An 18329-nucleotide genomic window follows, 5' to 3' on the forward strand; every position below is an offset into this window, starting at 1 on the left:
GGATTAAAAATTAGTAATTATCCGAATTCCCCCATTGGTGTAATTCATATCAGCTGTCTTAAAGTTGCCTACTGGTAATTTTAAGAAAGGCTCAACTGAAACAGAAAATGATTTCTTAACCCTCATCTGTTTTCCTAGGGAGAAATTTACAAAACCGCCGAAACCATTAGTTTTGACATTTTCTTCATCTGTTTTTAGAGATTTCGAGACTTGTTTAATCGCTGACTGCATCTCCGATTCATTTTCAGGTAACCCCTCCGTAAACAGTTTAGAATTTGCATTTTCTATATAATGAGCATATCTATTTTGATCTAATACGATGGCATAAACTAATCCAGAAGACGCATACAGTCCTTTGCTGAATTTTAACGTCAATTCAAGAGGTACTTCAAAAGCCTGAACATTTCCGGTGATTGCGTTGATGTTGGGAATAACTAAAGCCTTATTCATACTGAATTGTGTCAACCCATCAGCAGAAATCCTTTCAACAGATTCATTACTAGCATAAACCTGAGTTTCAGAATTGAGGATTGGGTCTTTCATAGAGCCAACTTCATAGCGATTAAAGGCTAAACCAGTTCGAAGACTTAAGTTTTTATTAATATTATAAGAAAGGAGCAAACCAGCACCAAGGTTAAAATTTTCATTTGTCGTACTCGGAGAAATAAAGGCTCCTAAATCAAATCGTTCATTAAAATTGAATTTACGCTCTTTAAGCGTCAGCTCATTTTTGCCATAAGATACATCGTTTCTATTTCCCTGATAAGCTAATATCTGATTCTTTGGATCATCTGTAACTACATGATTCTCTTGATCATCAATTTTAATACTAAGTTTCTTATTCAATATATCTACTCTTTTTAATTCCGTTGTAGGAATTAACTCATTAAGAATAATGTTTTGAGAAGTCGAATTTTCTACATTAAGTCTCGCTATTTGTTTTGTGTTAGCTGAACTGTACTTAGACTGGGAATTAAATTCATTTAAGCCATCGGTAAGTCCATCATTTTGAAAAATTGATCCATTAACTGGATTATCTTTTTTCTCATAATCAATAATTGCTTCATTTTTTTTCTGTTGAACTTGATTATTCGATAAAGAACTATCGTTTTGTGTTTCGCTATTGGGTAGATATTCTAATAGGAAGATTCCGGCCACCAAAATTGCAGCAACACTCGCTACCCAATAAAAAGGGTATTTTTTCTTAATGGTAGACGGTACTTGCTGAACTTTAAAATTTTCCCAAGCTCCTTCTCGATAAGGAAGATCATCGATCGATTTCAGCTGATCAACGATATGCTCTACGATTTCTTTTTTATTTTTACTTTCCATTTTCTGTGCGAATCAGGATTGAATGTTTTCTAAATTCATGAGACTAATATATAACTTACGAAGTTTCTGTTTGGCTCGTGTAAGGTAAGTTCTAGAGGTACTTTCCGGTATATTCAACTGTTTGCCAATTTCCTCATGTGAATAGCCCTCAATTTCATACAGGTTGAAAATAGCGCGTTGAATATCTGGTAACTGATGGATCAAATTTAATATTTCGTTGTATTCCAATTGACTATCATTTTCAACTGAATAATGCATCATTTCACTATTGTTTAAATCATCAAGCATATACATTTGCTTCCGGGTTCTTAAAGCATCTATTGACGTATTTACAGCAATACGGCCGATCCAAGCTTTAAATGTTTTTTCCAAAATGATAGGATCGTCTTGCAAATTAAATGTGGACACCTTATTAAAGATTTTTATAAAACACTCATTTGCTATTTCCTCTGCCTCCATCTCATGCTTCATATATCGAATAACAATTGCCATGATGTAACCATAAAACTTTTTATAGATGTATGCCTTACTTTTTTCTGAATTGAGCACAGCACATTCCTCCAAAGAGGCTCTTAAGCTCAATGGCACCTGGTTATTCAGTATTTTTTTAAAAATCCCCACTGATGTCTAATGATTACCAAATATGCATATTCCTTAGATATCCTACGGATTTATTAAATATTTAATCATATTTTTAACTCCCATGTCTTATTATAAATTTATATACGATTTAAAACCTTTTTATGCTACAATCTGTTTAAAATAATGATAAATATCATAAAGTGTTTATCTGAAAATTGAGTAAATTTAACAAACACAAAATTGATAAACATGAGAGCTATCTTATTTCCCACAGATTTTTCGGAGATTGCTACTAATGCTTTCTCATATGCTTTAAATATAGCTAAATCCATTGATGGTATAGTGTATGTATTGTATAGCTACCAGGAACCGGTATTATCGGCAGCGCATGGTGGACAACCTCAAATTTTATCGGATGTTTATAAAACTATTGAACTTAATCAATTTGAATTGTTTAAAAAAAAGACACAGTTATTACGTGATATTGCTAATTCAGAAGGGCTATCTGAAGTTGATTTAATATTCTTATTTGAAGAGGGACCAGTGGCAACTGTTGTGAAGAACATTGTAGAAAAGGAAAATATTCATTTGGTAGTAATGGGTACCCATGGTGAATCTGGCTTCTTGTCTAAAGTTATTGGCACAAATACAGTAAATGTCATTAGATCAATTCAAAAACCAGTTTTAGCTGTACCACCACATGCCAAGTTTCAAGGAATTAAAAAGGTTGTTTTCACAACATTATTTCGAGAAAAAGACAAATCAGCATTAAATGAAATGATGGTTATGGCTAAGGCTGTAAATGCTAAAATAGACTGCTTACATATTTTGAATAGGGATAAAGTTGCAGATGTGCTATACCAAAGCGAATTGTGGCAAAAAGAGTTTTCGGAAGACCCAATAAATTATATCCTTTTAGATGAGGTCGAAAGTGTAGAAAATACGATCATTAATTACCTTTTGGAAAATAATGTAGATATATTAGCCGTGGTAAAAAGAAATCGAAATTTTTTCGACAGGTTATTTAAAAGCAGTACGAGTAATAACCTTGCTTTCCACTCTAAAGTACCGATTTTAGTATTTCACGAAGAAAAATAGCAGTATGTTGCAAATAATTAAAAAGCTAGAATCTTTAAATCGAATTAATGATAAAGCAGAGAAATACACATTAATTACTGACGAAAAATTTGTTGAACATGGGATTTTATTTTTTATCCCGATGGAAAAATTCACTATTAAAGTCCTTATCCCGTCACCCTTTCATGAACATATATTAAAAAACTTACCATTGAGTTATAAACAAATTTTGCTCCATAAAGAAGCAATGTTATTGAAATAAGTTCGCTTTGGATATTATCTATTTCTAACAACAAGAGGGATATATTTGATATGTCCCTCTTGTTGTTGAGATTGGATTAAACAACTATATTGATAATCTTGCCCTTTACGTAAATTACCTTTTTAATTAATTTTGAGTCCAAAATTCTTTGTATATCTTGATTCTCCTTTAGAATAGTCTCAATAGCTTGTTGGTCAAGATCTAAAGGCAAAGATAGGTTCATCTTCATCTTACCATTTAGAGAAACCGGATACGCAAATTCGCTTTCAACCAAATAATCTGCATTAAATACAGGATAATTAGCATACGAGATTGAACCGGGTTGATTGCCCAATTTTGCCCATAATTCTTCTGAGATATGCGGAGCATAAGGAGCTAAACATATAATCAAATCCTCCAGTATAACACGTTTATTTGTTTTTAATTCGGTTAATTCGTTGACACAAATCATAAAAGCCGAGACCGAGGTGTTAAATGAAAAACGCTCAATGTCGTCTTCAACTTTTTTGATAATTTTATGTAACGCTTTGAATTCTGCTTTAGTCGGTTCTTCTTGTGATACCTGAAACTCACCTTCTGAGTTATGGAATAAACGCCAAACTTTTTTCAGAAACTTGTATACACCCTCTATCCCATTTGTATTCCAAGGTTTTGCTTGTTCCAATGGCCCAAGAAACATTTCGTATAGACGAAGTGTGTCAGCGCCATATTGGCTAATGATGTCATCTGGATTGACAACATTAAATTTAGATTTTGACATTTTTTCAACCTCTGTTCCACAAATATATTTCCCGTTTTCCAAAATAAATTGTGCATCGGCATAATCAGATCTAAATAATTTGAATTTCTCAAGGTCTAAAACATCATTTTGAACTATATTGACATCGACATGTAAAGGAACTGTATTGTAATCCTTTTTTAATCCCAAAGAAACAAATTGATTAGTGCCCTTGCCTTGATCGTCAATTACTCTATAAACAAAGTTTGATCTTCCTTGAATCATTCCTTGATTGATTAACTTTTTGAAGGGCTCCTCCTGATCATGATAACCTAAGTCTTTCAAAAATTTATTCCAGAAGCGTGAATACAATAAGTGACCTGTAGCATGCTCAGAACCACCAATGTATAAATCGACAGCCTGCCAATATTTAACAGCATCTTTTGAAACAAAACTTTCCTGATTCAAGGGATCCATATAACGGAACCAATACCACGACGAACCAGCCCAGCCGGGCATAGTACTTAATTCATATTCGTATTGATTATGATATTTCCAATTTTCAGCTCTACCCAAGGGAGGTTCTCCGGTTTCGGTAGGTAAATATTTATCAACTTCAGGTAATAATAATGGCAATTCCTCTGGTCTAATTAAATAAGGCAAACCGTTTTTAAAATAAACAGGAACTGGCTCTCCCCAATACCGTTGGCGTCCGAAAATAGCATCCCGCATTCGGAAGTTGATTTTTGCTTTCCCTAATTTTAATTCTTCTAATTTTTCTACTAAAACAGGTAATGCTTGCTGGTATGTTAAGCCATTAATGATTCCTGAATTAATGTATTTACCGTCTTTATTTGGGTCAGCAGCTTCTGTTATATTTTGTGAATCTGAAATAACAACAATTGGTAAACTGAATTTTTTTGCAAACAAATAATCGCGTTGATCTCCGGATGGAACTGCCATGACAGCTCCTGTACCATATCCCGCTAGAACATAGTCTGCTATCCAGATTTGAACATCTTCTCCAGTTAATGGATGTTTTGCGAAAGACCCCGTAAATACCCCTGATACGGTTTTGGTATCCGCCAATCTGTCCAATTCAGATTTTTTAGAAGTTTTATCTATATACATCTCTACATCAGGTTTTTGAGATGTAGTAGTTAAAGCAGTAACTAGCTCATGCTCAGGAGCCAAAACAATAAAACTTACACCATAAATCGTGTCAAGCCGGGTAGTGAAAACATCGATTGTGGTACCAAGGTATGGAACTGGAAATTTGACGCTAGCCCCCACAGATTTACCAATCCAATTCCTTTGCATCTCAACTAAGGGTTCAGGCCAGTCTATCGTACTCAATCCATTGAGCAAACGATCAGCATAGGCGGTGATTCTCATAGACCACTGCATCATTTTTTTCTGTTCAACAGGAAAACCACCCCGTTCAGAAACGCCACCGATTACTTCATCATTGGCCAAAACAGTTCCCAATTCAGGACACCAATTTACAGTGCTTTCTCGAAGATAAGCTAGTCTATACTTTAGGAGTTCCCTTTGTTTTTCTTCTTCCGAAAACGATTTCCATTCCGAGGGGCTGATGTTTGAAATTTCTTCATCAGCTTCTGCCTGAATTCCATCTGATCCAAATTTTTCAAAATGTTGAATCAAGGTGGAAATTGGTTCCGCTTTATCAGATAATTTATTGTACCAAGCATCAAACAACTGCATAAATATCCATTGAGTCCATTTATAATAAGTAGGCTCAGAGGTGCGTACCTCACGTGACCAATCGAATGAAAAACCAATATTATCCAATTGTTCTCTATACCGCTCTATATTGGTCTGTGTTGTTATTGCAGGATGTTGTCCGGTTTGAATTGCATATTGTTCTGCAGGAAGACCAAACGAATCATAACCCATCGGATGCAAAACATTGAATCCCTTGAGACGTTTGTAACGCGAATAAATATCAGAAGCAATATATCCCAGTGGATGACCTACATGCAAACCTGCACCTGAAGGGTAAGGAAACATATCCAAAACATAATATTTTGGTTTTTCAGTTGATTCAGAGGTTTTGAACGTTTGGTGTTCAGCCCAGAATTTTTGCCACTTCTGCTCGATAGATTGATGAGTATACTCCATTATATGTAAAAGAATTGTACTTTAGAATTGCGAAAATAGCTATTTTACGGGAAATTAAGTAGAAAAGTTTTTTATTCTATGCAATATTTTCTGATATTCGTTGTTAGAAATTAGGAGAGTGAAAATTTCGATGAATCATCCAAATTCCTTACTTTCGCATCAAATCTATTAGATATTATTATATGTCAGTGATCGAACAAGGCTCACCAAGAAAAAAAACTAAATCCGTATATGTATCAACAGTAATCAGTGTCGCACTGGTATTGTTAATGACGGGGTTATTAGGTCTAATCTTAGTACATGCTAAAAATCTTTCTCGTTATGTTAAGGAAAATATTGTGCTTAACGTAATTGTGAACGACAATGTGAATGAAGGAGATGTTCTTTCCTTGCAGAAAGATTTGGAGAAAGACCCTTATGTTTTACGCTCTGAATATGTGAGTAAAGAGCTTGCAGCAAAAAACTTGAAAGAAGATTTAGGAGAAGACTTTGTAAATTATCTGGGACATAACCCATTGTTACCTTCAATTGATATTTACATGAAGGAACAATATGCAAATACCGATAGTATTCAGAGTTTCATAGATAAAATAGGAAAGAATAGTCGAATTAAAGAAGTTATTTATCAGGAATCGCTAATTGATATGGTCAATAAAAATATCCGCGTTATTGGTATTATAATACTGACTTTTACTATAATATTATTAATTATTGCTGTAGCCCTAATTAACAACACCATCCGTTTGGCTATTTATTCGCAACGTTTTTTAATAAAAAGTATGCAATTAATCGGAGCTACAAAGAGTTTTATTCGTAAACCTTATATCCTTTACGGTATAGCACACGGATTGATAGGTTCCTTGATTGCCATATTATTGTTAATCCTCACTCTTCAGGTAGCCCAAAGAGAAATTCCTGAATTGGTATTTTTAAGGGATTGGTTTGAATTTGCCATGATCTTTGTTATTGTTCTTGCTTTGGGAATACTAATCTCTGGAGCAAGTACTTATTTTGCCGTTACGAAATATTTACGCGCTAAATCAGCAAGTTTATACCGTTAATCAAATTTTTAAATAGACAAAAATGAGCCAAACAGTTAAAAAAAATAAACAAACTCCATCCCAGATTACAAAGGGCCAATTCGTATTTAAAAAAATAAATTACCAAATTTTTATTGCAAGTATTCTTGTTGTTGTAGTTGGTTTTTTACTGATGATGGGTACTGAAGATATTTATAGTTTTACTAAAATTACATTAGCACCAATTATTGTAATCTTAGGTTTTGCTTTAGGATTTGTAGCCATTTTATATAAACCTAAAAACAAAGCGTAAAGTATTAATGAGTTATTTAGAAGCGATTATCCTGGCAATTGTTGAAGGATTAACGGAGTATATACCAATTTCGTCCACTGCCCATATGGGTTTTGCAGCAGCCTTATTAGGGATGCAAGAAAGTGAATATCTTAAAATGTTCCAAGTATCCATCCAATTCGGTGCTATTCTTTCTATTGTGGTATTATATTGGAAGAAATTTTTTGATTTTAAAAACCTAAAATTTTATTATAAACTAGCCATCGCAGTTATACCTGCATTATTTTTTGGGAAATTACTTGATGATAAAATAGAAGCTGTTTTGGGTAATCAAATTGCAATTTCTATCGTTTTAGTATTAGGTGGGGTTGTTTTATTGTTTGTCGACAAATGGTTCAAGAATCCAAAAATTACAGATGAGAAAGAAATTCCCGTTAAGAAAGCATTAATAATTGGATTTTGGCAATGTTTGGCAATGATGCCCGGAACATCTAGATCGGCAGCCTCCATCATCGGAGGTCTTACTCAAGGATTAGATAGAAAATCATCTGCAGAATTCTCCTTTTTTTTGGCGGTACCAACTATGTTGGCTGTGACAGTTTATTCTATCTTTATAAAAACATGGGGAGAAGGAACTGATCAAGCTCAAAAGGGGTACGAAATGATTTTATCCTCAAATGAAAATATAATTGTATTTATTCTTGGAAATATCGTTGCATTTGTCGTTGCCTTAATAGCGGTTAAGACTTTTATTCGTGTATTGACTAAATATGGTTTCAAATTTTGGGGATGGTATAGAATTGTTATCGGAATTGCCTTATTGATCTTTTTCTTATTGTAATCAATCAGGCTTAAATAGATTACAAGCTAAGGCAATTCGTATCTGCTTCCGTCCAATTATTCCTTATAATCCTGTATTAATTTGTGTCATTTTTTTCAAAAGTGATATCTCACATCTTTTTATTATTTTTGCAGAAAATTTCAGAGGTTCTGGTCGCTATTAACTCGATACATTTAAGATCTTTGATAATTAACATAGTTTAATGGAAAACAAACAAAATGATCACGATCAGCATTCATTTTCATTTGCTGAGGGTGAATTATTATTAATAGATAAACCACTTACCTGGACTAGTTTCGATGTAGTTGGTAAATTAAGAAATAGCATTAAACCCATGAAAGTCAAAGTTGGCCATGCTGGGACATTAGATCCGCTTGCAACTGGATTACTAATCATATGTACGGGCAAAATGACCAAACAAATTGATAGTTATCAAGCCCAGGATAAAGAGTATATTGGAACTATAACTTTAGGAGCTACTACCCCATCTTATGATCTTGAAACTGAAGTTGACCAGCGCTTTGATGTTTCGAAACTCAAAGAAGAGCAAATATATGCCACTGCACAATTATTTATAGGTGAACAATTTCAGTTTCCTCCAGCCCATTCAGCCATAAAAATAAATGGTGAGAGAGTGTATGAAAAAGCACGAAGAGGTGAAGAGGTTGAACTCAAATCAAGGGCGGTGAATATCATGGAGTTTGAGATAGAAAAGGTTGAAATGCCTTTGGTTTATTTTCGAATTAAATGCAGCAAAGGCACCTACATTCGTTCGATAGCAAATGATTTTGGTCAGGCTTTAGGGGTCGGTGGTCACCTCTCTAGTTTAAGAAGGACTAAAAGTGGAGATTTTAAAGTTGAAGATGCATGGAACCTTCCAGAATTAATAGAGCGTGTTAGAGCACTAAAAAATCAACAAATTTAATTCACGGCTTTAGAAAATTATTAATGAAAATATATAGAAATCTAGATGAATTCCAATCTCTGGAAAATGCTATTGTTACCATTGGAACCTTTGACGGAGTTCATGTTGGACATCAAAAGATTTTAAACAAACTAACTGAATTAGCTAAGGATAATACAGGAGAAACAGTTTTATTAACCTTCTATCCTCATCCCCGGCTTATAATCAATCCAGATGATGATTCATTACGCTTGATTAATGACATTGAAGAAAAGATAGAGCGATTAGCTTTGGCTGGAATTGATCATCTTATTATTACCCCATTTACAAGAGATTTTTCAAATCAGTCCCCTGAAGAATATATTTCAAATGTCCTGGTCAATAAAATTGGTTGCAAGAAAATTGTGATTGGATATGACCATCATTTTGGTAAAAATCGTGGAGGCACTATTAAAGATTTAATCCATAATGCTGAAATTTTTGATTATTCTGTAGAAGAAATACCAGAACAAGATATTGAGGATGTCGCGGTCTCCTCTACTCGTGTTAGAGAATCCTTGATAAAAGGGGACATTGATACAGCCAATAAATATTTAGGTTACCCGTTTGAACTTACAGGTACTGTTATTCGCGGAGATCAAATTGGAAGAGAAATCGGTTTTCCAACCGCAAACCTACAAGTTCGAGAAACACATAAACTAATTCCAGCGTATGGAATTTATGCAGTCGAAGCTGAGGTATATTCTAACTCCATAAGTACAAGTACAGGAGAATATTCAAAGCCAAAACCGGAGCGTATTGCAAAAGGCATGTGTTATATTGGAACTAGGCCGACTGTTGATGGTATGAGTCGAAAAATCGAAGTTAACTTTTTAGACTTTGATGAAGATTTGTATAATAAAACCATAAGAATGAAATTCCTAAGCTTTATTCGTCATGATCAATGGTTTGAAAACTTGGATTTATTGCAAAAACAGATCAAAAAAGATGAACAAGAAATTCGTGCTTATTTTAAAAAACAATAATTCAACGGTAATTAGCTATTATAATTTAAATTAATTCAAATAAATCCTTGACTCCCAATATTTTTCTGCATGTAAATCCTTCAGCATACTTAACTTGAATCGATCTACCAAACTCAATAGCTCTTGCACGTGTTGAATTCATGAAATCTGGATTAGATATATAAGTTTCTGGCTCATCATCCTTCGATTCAACATTAAACTGAGAAGTATAGGCTAAAATGGATTGCTCTTTAATATCCCAATAATCAGTTATATCTATAACAATATCAGGACTTATATATTGATCTTGAATAAGCTGCAATTGCAGTCTTGGTCTAAATGGTTCTTGTAATTCCCCATCAATATAGGTCTCAATCTTTCTCAGACCAGATAAAAATAAGGAATCATAAACAAGTTTACTGGCTCGTCCATGATCAGGATGTCTGTCCTGCAGAGCGTTAGTAATAACAATTTCAGGTTGATATTTACGAATTGCTTGAATTATAATTAATTGAGATTCTTCTATATTTTGAAAAAAACCATCTCGAAGTTTTAGATTATCGCGAACCGCCACCCCTAATATTTGCGCTGCTTTTTGAGCTTCTTGGTGCCTAGTTTGTGCAGATCCACGTGTGCCTAATTCACCTTGAGTAAGATCAATGATCCCTACTTTTTTTCCTAATGCTACATACTTCGCAATTACGCCAGATGCCCCTAATTCAGCATCGTCAGGATGAACAGTCAATACCAATAGATCTAATTTCATGTTTTTTTTTCTAAAAGTACAAAAATTGATATTAAATGGGTTTGGTTAGTAGTTCTTCTATCCTATTATGAATTTTCTTTGACATTGGCGAGGTGGTGGAATAAAAATAGTCAACAACTTCACCGCGTTTATTGATCAAATATTTGTGAAAATTCCACATTGGGGATGAATCAATTTTCCCATTTTCTTGGCTATTGGTTAGATATTGATAAAGAGGATCCTTAAATTCGCCAATGACATGTATGCGTTTAAAAACAGGAAAGGTCACTTGTTGATTTATACGGCAAAACGTTTCCAGATTTCGACCAGTTAAGGGTTCTTGATTGCGAAAATCATTGGACGGGAATGCTAATATTTCGAAGCCTAAATCCTTATATTTTTTATATAAATTTTCTAATGTTTTGTACTGCTTTGTGAAAAAGCATTTACTAGCTGTATTAACAATAAGGATCACTTTACCTTCAAAATCTCGAAGCGACCTTTTTTGTCCACTAAATTCTAATGCTTCAAAATCATAAACTGTTTTATTCATAAAAATGCTGCGGAAACCGACTCATCGCCTAAGGGTGTGTGGGAGGGAAAGCAGCTACCCCCTAATTTTAAAATTGAAATATTACTATATTTTTTAGTTTAATTAGCTATTATTTTTAGACATATAATTAACTTGTATATTCGTATTGTGAAATTGGTATTGAAAGTAAAATTGCTTCCAACAGCTCAACAAGCAGCCTTGCTTCTGGAAACACACCTTGCTGCGATGCGATTTCTGAAGTCGCATGGGAAAAGCGTATTTTCAATAAATTCGAACTCCATTACCAACTTTACCACTCCTACATAGGTGAGTTTGATCTTTCTTCCCAAATGCTTGTACGCGCATTTACAAAAGTTGCCTATGCGTATAAATTGGATAAGAAAACCAAACGCACTTTTAGACCATTGGGAGGCATTACATATGATGCGCATATCATGACATGTACTTGTAAGGACCTCTATAAATAAACCTGAAATCGATTATAAAATGTAAAAGCTTAACCTATCTGCATGTGCTTTGGGTAGCTACTTTTACCTGTAAGCGATTAGGGGTTAGGCATTGGACGAATACGTTCGTATTCCCTGATAATATTTTCAATTACAAATTCTTCCCTAGGATCATAGGTGCTTTTCAAATCATGACCAAAAATTTTAGCGACACCTTGGTAAACAAAAGCTGAAATTCCGCCTTTTAAATCTTTTACTAATTCATAGCTGGTACTTCCAGTTTGACGTTCAATTAATTTAATAAGAATTTTTCCTTGTGAAACACTAAGATTTTTCACCTCAGAGGTAATTTTATCTTTAATTTCCTCTTCACAAGCTTTAATTAGACGTTTTTCCTCTCTATGGTTATTCACTAATGCTAAATCTCTATCCAATTGATCATATCTTCTTTGTGCATATATGGCATAAGGAAGAACACGAATAACGTTCCGTTTTAAACGTAGATATTCTTGCCGCTCGGTCTCACTTTTCCAAGGTCGCACAGCACGAATTACTACTTCTTCAATTGGAAACCATGGAACCACTTCACCATTGTCCAAAGTGCTTGTTGCATAATGTTCTACAACCTCAGGTTTACCTCCTCCATATTGTGGTTTTATTAAGGTTTGACCCTTCACAAAAATTGGATTCGTAAACACGAAAAATAAGTAAAAAACCCACTTTATTTTAGCGCCACACATCCTCAAATTATTATTCTCTTTCGATTATTTATCAAAAATGTTCCTTATATTTATACTTCACTAATAATATAAAAATCAATATATTTTTTTGCTCAATAAATATAGCAAATAAAAATGTAATTTACATAGCAACAATCAGGAAGTTTTATGGAAGAATATGTGATTGATATTGAGGCTGAAAATAAGGAAATCCGTAAAAGATACCGCGCTCTATTAAGAGCTTGTAAACCCACTCTACAGAAAGGTGATAAACAACAGATAAGAATGGCTTTTGATCTTGCTTTAGAGAGTCATAAAGACATGCGTCGGAAATCTGGAGAACCTTACATTTATCACCCTATTGCTGTAGCTCAGATCGCCGCAGAAGAAATTGGACTCGGAACGACCTCGATTGTTTGTGCGTTGCTTCATGATGTTGTTGAAGACACCAGTGTTACCCTTCAAGAGATTGAAGAGCAATTTGGAAAAAAGGTGGTCAGAATTATCGACGGATTAACAAAAATCTCTGGAATTTTTGATCCTAATAGTTCCATGCAAGCTGAGAATTTCCGTAAAATGTTATTGACACTTGCCGATGACGTTCGCGTCATTTTGATCAAACTGGCTGATAGGCTTCATAACATGAGGACAATGGAATTTATGGCCCGCCATAAGCAATTAAAAATTGCCTCCGAAACCATTTATCTCTACGCCCCCCTAGCCCATAGATTGGGATTATACGCGATCAAATCAGAACTGGAAGATTTATCTATGAAATTTACAGATCCTGATACGTATAAATTTATCGCTAAAAAATTAAATGAAAAAAAGGCGGAAAGGGAAAAGTTTGTAAAGGGCTTTGTTGGTCCGATTCAAGAAATATTGACAGAGGAAGGGATACACGCCTCGGTTTTAGGAAGGCCTAAATCTATTCACTCAATTTGGAATAAGATGCGAAAAAAATCGATTCCTTTTGAAGAGGTATATGATTTATTTGCCATTCGAATAATCATTGATACTGATGATGAAAAAGAAAAAACCGAATGCTGGAAAGTGTATTCTATAGTCACAGATTTATACAGGCCAAATCCGGACAGATTGCGTGATTGGATATCTTCACCAAAAGCGAATGGCTATGAATCATTACATACTACAGTGATGGGACCAAGAGGACAGTGGGTGGAAGTCCAGATTCGAACTAGACGCATGAATGAAATTGCAGAAAAAGGATTTGCAGCCCACTGGAAATACAAGGAATCTAATTCTGATAATGGTCTTGACCAGTGGATTCAGAAGGTTAGGGATATTTTAAGTAACCCTGAATCTAACGCGATGGATTTCATTGACGATTTCAAAATGAATTTGTTCTCTGATGAAATATATATTTTCACGCCAAAAGGGACATTAGTTCAACTGCCTAATGGTGCGACTGCGTTAGACTTTGCTTTTGAAATTCATTCGGATATTGGGGCAACTTGTATTGGCGCTAAAGTGAACCATAAACTTGTACCCTTAAGTCATGCTTTATCAAATGGAGATCAGGTCGAGATTATAACCTCCAGCAAACAAACACCTAAAGAAGATTGGCTAAATTTTGTCGTTACGGCAAAGGCCAAGTCCAAAATAAAATCTTCACTAAAGGAAGAAAAACGACGAATTGCTGAGGATGGAAAGGAGATTCTTGAACGAAAGCTAAAATCGCTTAAAATCACCTATAACACAGATAATATTAACAAAATTTCGAATTTCTTTAAATATCCCAGCTCCCAGGATTTATTTTATAATGTTGCCAAAGGAACTCTAGATATTAAAAATTTAAGAGAATTTGTTGCAAATGTACGATCTGAAGATGCAAATCAAAATCAGTTTCAAGCTCATATTAATGGGTTAGTTGAGAAAATCAATAAAAAGGATGATACCATTCTAATTGGCGACGACTTTCAAAAAATCGACTACACGCTTGCACCGTGTTGTAACCCAATTCCTGGGGACGATATTTTTGGATTTTTAACAGTAAATGACGGTATAAAAATTCATCGTACGAGTTGTCCAAATGCCTCTAAATTAATGGCAAATTATGGTTACAGAATTTTGAAAGCGAAATGGGCATCCTCACCAAGCAATTTGTCCTTTTTAACAGGATTAAAAATTGTTGGGATCGATGATGTTGGATTGGTCAATAAAATAACTACTGTTATTTCTCATGATTTCAATGTGAATATTCGCTCGTTGTCTATTTCAAGCAATGAAGGAATTTTCGAAGGAGATATAATGGTATTTATAAATGATACAGAACAACTTGATAAGTTAATCCTTCATATGAAACAAATCCCTGGTATTACCGGTGTAACTCGCTATGAATCGGAAAACTAAAGACTTACAAGATGCTGACATAATAATGAAGTGAATCCGATACTAAATTGGTAAATTTGAATCTTTAATCACTATAATTCACATGAAACAGGGAGAAAATTACGAAACTGTTAAGAAGATTTTTGAAGCGTATTTAGAAAACAAAAATCTGAGAAAAACACCAGAACGGTATGCAATCCTGGAAGAGATATACTCTCGGTCAGATCACTTTGACGTGGAATCATTGTATATACACATGAAGAATAAAAAATACCGCGTTAGCCGTGCGACAGTTTACAATACATTAGAATTATTGGTTTCTTGTGATTTGGTAACAAAGCATCAATTTGGCCGGAACATGGCACAATTCGAAAAATCCTATGGCTACAAGCAACATGACCACGTGATTTGTATAGAGTGTAATAAGGTTGTCGAATTTTGTGATCCTCGTATACATCAAATTCAATCGATGATTGGTGACTTATTGAATTTTGACATTAAACATCATTCCTTGAATTTATATGGTATTTGCGCTGATTGCAGAAAAAGCAAACTCAATTCGGATGTTTCCTCTCAAGAAGCAGTAATTTCAAATTAATTTAACATTCGATAAATTAATATATACCTTTGTTCGGAAAAGGGCATACGTCATTCCTTTTTCCGAACATTTATTTTCATTCGGTAATAGACAAATTAAATTTTAACTAATAAAATTCAATAAATAATATGCAAGTTGATGTGCTTTTGGGTTTGCAATGGGGCGATGAAGGAAAAGGAAAAATCGTTGATGTTTTTTGTCCTAAATATGATTTAATTGCTCGCTTTCAAGGTGGGCCGAACGCAGGTCATACATTGGAGTTTGATAACAAGAAATTTGTTTTAAACACAATCCCTTCTGGTATCTTTAATGAAGATACGTTAAACCTGATTGGTAATGGTGTTGTAATTGATCCAATTATTTTAAAAAGGGAGCTTGATAACCTGAAATCAGCTGGATTTGATCCTGTTGGAAAAGGAAAGTTGGTTATTGCTCGTAAAGCCCATTTAATTTTACCAACTCACCAATTGTTAGATGCAGCTTCTGAAACTAATATGGGTGCAGGTAAAATCGGATCTACTCTGAAAGGAATAGGCCCAACTTATATGGACAAAACTGGCCGAAATGGGTTGCGGGTTGGTGATACAACACTGTCTGATTTTAACGAGCGTTATGAAAAATTAAAACAAAAGCATCTTTCTATGCTTTCTCATTATGGTGAAATTCCAGATTTCACTGAAAAAGAAAAGGCCTTTTTGGATGCTATAGAATTCCTAAAATCTATTCCGCATGTAGATTCTGAACATTTAGTCAACCAATACCTAAAAGACGGAAAGCGCGTTCTTGCGGAAGGTGCTCAAGGAACCTTATTGGATGTTGATTTTGGTTCATATCCTTTTGTTACTTCCTCAAATACAACCACAGCAGGTGCATGTACAGGATTAGGGATTGCCCCAAATAAAGTTGGAGAAGTCTATGGTATTTTTAAGGCTTATGCGACAAGAGTTGGAAGTGGTCCTTTTCCTACAGAACTAGAAGATGAGGTTGGTGAGCAGCTACGTCAATTAGGTCATGAGTTTGGCGCCACAACAGGACGTGCTCGTCGTACCGGCTGGATTGATCTTCCAGCACTAAAATATGCGATCATGATTAACGGAGTAACTGAATTAATCATGATGAAAGCGGATGTATTGGATACATTTGAGAAGATTTATGTTTGTACTCATTATAATTATTTAGGAGAAAAAATAGATTACATGCCTTATGAGATCATCACCAATAAACCTGAACCAATTCTTCAGGAGATAACCGGATGGAATCAAGATTTGACTGGAATTCGTAGTAAAGAAGAAATTCCTGTTGCACTGGCGAATTATATCTCATTTTTAGAAAAAGAGTTAAATGTTCCTATTAAATATCTTTCAGTAGGACCTGACCGTACTCAGACTATAGTATTATAAACAGCCATGGCAAAAGCCATATTTGAGATTGATAGTAAGGATTTCTTGCATAAAGCATTAAACTGGTCAAAAGATTTTGACAATGTATGCTTGTTTCAATCAAATGGATTTCAAGATCAATATTCTAGCTTATCTGCTGTTTTAGCCATTGGTGCTAAGGATGAATTTGGCTCTTTAAAAAACGGTGATGTTTTCCATGATATCGAAAAATTTAAATCCCAGTATCCCGATCAATGGATACCGGGATTTTTAAGTTATGATTTAAAGAACGAAATTGAGGATTTGCAAAGCCAGCACCCAAATCTATTGGGGTTTCCAGCCGCTTATTTTTTTCTTCCAGAAATTCTTTTAGAATTTACCCCGGAGAACCTTCAAATCTCAGCTGACAATCCACACGATATTTATCAATCGATTCTAAACACTTCAGATTCTTGGGCCAAAAACAAGTATACAGGAAATATAAAGAGTCGAATGACTAAAGATATGTATACCAAGGCCTTCAATAAACTCATTGAACACATTAAGCTGGGGGATATTTATGAGGCTAATTTATGTCAAGAATTCTATGATGATTCGGCCCAAATAACCAATCCGGAAGATTTATTTGAAACATTAAATGAACTATCTCCTACTCCATTTTCTTCATTTTTTAAAGTAAAAGACAAGTATATATTAAGCGCTTCACCGGAGCGATTCTTAGCAAAAAGAGGCAATACCTTAATTTCTCAACCGATTAAAGGAACAGCACCCAGAGGTTTAAATCAAAAAGAGGATGAGTTGTTTAAACGGCATTTATCACAAAATATAAAGGAAATTTCAGAAAACGTAATGATTGTGGACCTTGTCCGAAACGACCTAACACGTAGTGCAGTACCTGGAACGGTGGAAGTTCGGGAAAAACTAGGGGTCTATACATTCAAACACGTACATCAAATGATTTCTACCGTATGTTGCCAAAAAGACAAAAATTTGACGGATACTCAAGTGATAAAAAATACCTTTCCGGCTGGATCGATGACAGGAGCTCCTAAATTATCTGCTATGCGACTTTGTGAGCAGTATGAAAGCTCAAGAAGAGGGATATATTCCGGCGCAATTGGTTATTTTGCTCCTAATGGAAATTTTGACTTCAATGTAGTAATCAGGACTTTACTCTATAATAAAAGTAGAAACTACCTCTCCTTCCATACGGGAAGTGCAATTACAATCGAAGCTCAAGCAGATTTTGAGTATGCTGAATGTTTAACAAAAGGGAGTGCAATTTTAAAGGCATTAGAGACAAGCATTGATCAAATTCATTAAACACACCGAATTTTAAGATTATTTTCTTAATAAAACCTTCA

At 34.5% G+C, this 18329-nt stretch carries 16 protein-coding genes; 10 read left to right on the forward strand and 6 right to left on the reverse strand.

All coding sequences use genetic code 11. The annotated features are described in order from the left end of the window. Positions 1 to 3 precede the first annotated feature (3 nt). Both AC6CHH_RS03270 and AC6CHH_RS03275 read right to left on the reverse strand, forming a co-directional pair. Positions 4 to 1332 (reverse strand): hypothetical protein, encoded by a 1329-nt coding sequence (locus AC6CHH_RS03270; protein WP_498279689.1) that lies wholly within the window; start codon positions 1330 to 1332, stop codon positions 4 to 6. A gap of 12 nt (positions 1333 to 1344) precedes the next feature. Next, positions 1345 to 1920, reverse strand: a complete 576-nt coding sequence (locus AC6CHH_RS03275; RefSeq protein WP_498279762.1) for an RNA polymerase sigma factor — start codon at positions 1918 to 1920, stop codon at positions 1345 to 1347. A gap of 243 nt (positions 1921 to 2163) precedes the next feature. Between AC6CHH_RS03275 and AC6CHH_RS03280 the strand changes: the two genes are divergently transcribed. Continuing rightward, a complete protein-coding gene (locus tag AC6CHH_RS03280) occupies positions 2164 to 3012 on the forward strand; it encodes a universal stress protein (protein WP_498279691.1) in 849 nt (282 codons plus the stop codon). A 317-nt stretch (positions 3013 to 3329) separates the two neighbouring features. Here the strand turns inward: AC6CHH_RS03280 and leuS are convergent, their stop codons facing one another. Then, the gene (gene leuS / locus AC6CHH_RS03285) at positions 3330 to 6113 is read right to left on the reverse strand and encodes a leucine--tRNA ligase (protein WP_498279693.1); all 2784 of its coding nucleotides are present in this window, start codon (positions 6111 to 6113) and stop codon (positions 3330 to 3332) included. Positions 6114 to 6295: 182 nt separating this feature from the next. Between leuS and AC6CHH_RS03290 the strand changes: the two genes are divergently transcribed. The 5 genes from AC6CHH_RS03290 (at position 6296) to AC6CHH_RS03310 (ending at position 10194) form a co-directional block, all read left to right on the forward strand. After that, on the forward strand, positions 6296 to 7174 hold the full coding sequence (locus AC6CHH_RS03290) for a cell division protein FtsX (RefSeq protein ID WP_498279695.1): 879 nt from the start codon (positions 6296 to 6298) through the stop codon (positions 7172 to 7174). Positions 7175 to 7196: 22 nt separating this feature from the next. Next, positions 7197 to 7445, forward strand: coding sequence for a DUF3098 domain-containing protein (locus tag AC6CHH_RS03295; protein WP_498279697.1), 249 nt, complete (start codon positions 7197 to 7199; stop codon positions 7443 to 7445). Between the two features lie 7 nt (positions 7446 to 7452). Further along, positions 7453 to 8265, forward strand: a complete 813-nt coding sequence (locus tag AC6CHH_RS03300) for an undecaprenyl-diphosphate phosphatase (RefSeq protein ID WP_498279699.1) — start codon at positions 7453 to 7455, stop codon at positions 8263 to 8265. Positions 8266 to 8467: 202 nt separating this feature from the next. After that, the gene (truB, locus tag AC6CHH_RS03305) at positions 8468 to 9190 is read left to right on the forward strand and encodes a tRNA pseudouridine(55) synthase TruB (RefSeq protein ID WP_498279701.1); all 723 of its coding nucleotides are present in this window, start codon (positions 8468 to 8470) and stop codon (positions 9188 to 9190) included. A gap of 23 nt (positions 9191 to 9213) precedes the next feature. Beyond that, positions 9214 to 10194, forward strand: a complete 981-nt coding sequence (locus AC6CHH_RS03310; protein WP_498279703.1) for a bifunctional riboflavin kinase/FAD synthetase — start codon at positions 9214 to 9216, stop codon at positions 10192 to 10194. A gap of 25 nt (positions 10195 to 10219) precedes the next feature. Here AC6CHH_RS03310 and bshB1 read toward each other — a convergent pair whose 3' ends face one another. The 3 genes from bshB1 to AC6CHH_RS03325 all read right to left on the reverse strand — a co-directional run bounded on the left by bshB1 (position 10220) and on the right by AC6CHH_RS03325 (position 12594). Further along, positions 10220 to 10939, reverse strand: a complete 720-nt coding sequence (bshB1, locus tag AC6CHH_RS03315; protein ID WP_498279705.1) for a bacillithiol biosynthesis deacetylase BshB1 — start codon at positions 10937 to 10939, stop codon at positions 10220 to 10222. Between the two features lie 31 nt (positions 10940 to 10970). Next, on the reverse strand, positions 10971 to 11471 hold the full coding sequence (locus tag AC6CHH_RS03320) for a glutathione peroxidase (protein WP_498279707.1): 501 nt from the start codon (positions 11469 to 11471) through the stop codon (positions 10971 to 10973). A gap of 544 nt (positions 11472 to 12015) precedes the next feature. Continuing rightward, complete coding sequence (locus AC6CHH_RS03325; protein ID WP_498279709.1) at positions 12016 to 12594, reverse strand: DUF4294 domain-containing protein; 579 nt, start codon at positions 12592 to 12594, stop codon at positions 12016 to 12018. Between the two features lie 210 nt (positions 12595 to 12804). Here AC6CHH_RS03325 and AC6CHH_RS03330 point away from each other — a divergent pair, with 210 nt between their 5' ends. The 4 genes from AC6CHH_RS03330 (at position 12805) to AC6CHH_RS03345 (ending at position 18288) form a co-directional block, all read left to right on the forward strand. Continuing rightward, positions 12805 to 15009: a RelA/SpoT family protein gene (locus AC6CHH_RS03330; RefSeq protein WP_498279711.1), complete on the forward strand. Its 2205-nt coding sequence runs from the start codon at positions 12805 to 12807 to the stop codon at positions 15007 to 15009. A gap of 82 nt (positions 15010 to 15091) precedes the next feature. Then, positions 15092 to 15586: a Fur family transcriptional regulator gene (locus AC6CHH_RS03335; protein ID WP_498279713.1), complete on the forward strand. Its 495-nt coding sequence runs from the start codon at positions 15092 to 15094 to the stop codon at positions 15584 to 15586. Positions 15587 to 15714: 128 nt separating this feature from the next. After that, on the forward strand, positions 15715 to 16986 hold the full coding sequence (locus tag AC6CHH_RS03340; protein WP_498279715.1) for an adenylosuccinate synthase: 1272 nt from the start codon (positions 15715 to 15717) through the stop codon (positions 16984 to 16986). A 6-nt stretch (positions 16987 to 16992) separates the two neighbouring features. After that, complete coding sequence (locus tag AC6CHH_RS03345; RefSeq protein ID WP_498279717.1) at positions 16993 to 18288, forward strand: anthranilate synthase component I family protein; 1296 nt, start codon at positions 16993 to 16995, stop codon at positions 18286 to 18288. Positions 18289 to 18329: the final 41 nt, after the last annotated feature.

This window comes from Sphingobacterium sp. GQ94, from assembly GCF_059758715.1.

Coding starts and splice junctions, on each gene's coding strand:
- AC6CHH_RS03270 (WP_498279689.1), bottom strand. CDS start 1,332: ATGGAAAGTAAAAATAAAAAAGAAATCGTAGAGCATATCGTTGATCAG.
- AC6CHH_RS03280 (WP_498279691.1), top strand. CDS start 2,164: ATGAGAGCTATCTTATTTCCCACAGATTTTTCGGAGATTGCTACTAAT.
- leuS (WP_498279693.1), bottom strand. CDS start 6,113: ATGGAGTATACTCATCAATCTATCGAGCAGAAGTGGCAAAAATTCTGG.
- AC6CHH_RS03290 (WP_498279695.1), top strand. CDS start 6,296: ATGTCAGTGATCGAACAAGGCTCACCAAGAAAAAAAACTAAATCCGTA.
- AC6CHH_RS03295 (WP_498279697.1), top strand. CDS start 7,197: ATGAGCCAAACAGTTAAAAAAAATAAACAAACTCCATCCCAGATTACA.
- AC6CHH_RS03300 (WP_498279699.1), top strand. CDS start 7,453: ATGAGTTATTTAGAAGCGATTATCCTGGCAATTGTTGAAGGATTAACG.
- truB (WP_498279701.1), top strand. CDS start 8,468: ATGGAAAACAAACAAAATGATCACGATCAGCATTCATTTTCATTTGCT.
- AC6CHH_RS03310 (WP_498279703.1), top strand. CDS start 9,214: ATGAAAATATATAGAAATCTAGATGAATTCCAATCTCTGGAAAATGCT.
- bshB1 (WP_498279705.1), bottom strand. CDS start 10,939: ATGAAATTAGATCTATTGGTATTGACTGTTCATCCTGACGATGCTGAA.
- AC6CHH_RS03320 (WP_498279707.1), bottom strand. CDS start 11,471: ATGAATAAAACAGTTTATGATTTTGAAGCATTAGAATTTAGTGGACAA.
- AC6CHH_RS03330 (WP_498279711.1), top strand. CDS start 12,805: ATGGAAGAATATGTGATTGATATTGAGGCTGAAAATAAGGAAATCCGT.
- AC6CHH_RS03335 (WP_498279713.1), top strand. CDS start 15,092: ATGAAACAGGGAGAAAATTACGAAACTGTTAAGAAGATTTTTGAAGCG.
- AC6CHH_RS03340 (WP_498279715.1), top strand. CDS start 15,715: ATGCAAGTTGATGTGCTTTTGGGTTTGCAATGGGGCGATGAAGGAAAA.
- AC6CHH_RS03345 (WP_498279717.1), top strand. CDS start 16,993: ATGGCAAAAGCCATATTTGAGATTGATAGTAAGGATTTCTTGCATAAA.